Source organism: Paenibacillus periandrae, assembly GCF_022458865.1.
GTDB classification, from domain to species: domain Bacteria; phylum Bacillota; class Bacilli; order Paenibacillales; family NBRC-103111; genus Paenibacillus_S; species Paenibacillus_S periandrae.
Genome location: NZ_JAJNMU010000139.1, coordinates 1 through 417, shown reverse-complemented (window position 1 = coordinate 417; position 417 = coordinate 1). Strand labels below are relative to the sequence as shown.

At 47.0% G+C, this 417-nt stretch carries 1 protein-coding gene; it reads left to right on the top strand.

What is annotated here, in order from left to right; genetic code table 11:
* A partial coding sequence (locus LRL21_RS44955; protein WP_240422227.1) for a reverse transcriptase domain-containing protein occupies positions 1-417 on the top strand: 417 nt, incomplete at both ends.

Here is a 417-nt window from a genome sequence, read left to right as displayed (position 1 = left end):
AGTTAAGGCCGTTAGGTATTCCCACTATCCGAGATCGTGTATGTCAGCAAGCGGTACGCCAAATCATCGAGCCCATCTTTGAACAAGACTTCTACTACTACAGTTTTGGCTTTCGAGCAGGATACTCGGCGCACCAAGCAATAAATACGATTCAACGCGCAAAACGCGGCGGATATGAATATGTGGTCGACCTGGACATCATGTCTTTCTTCGATGAAATTCCACACGAATTACTGATGGAGAAAGTACATGAGAGAATCACCGACGGTAAAGTGCTGACGCTCATTCGTGGATGGCTAACGGCGGGTTTCATGGAAGATGATCAGTTCCATGAAACGGAAATCGGGTCTCCACAGGGGGGCAATTTGTCACCTTTGCTTGCGAATTTGTACTTGAATCATTTCGACTGGGGGATGA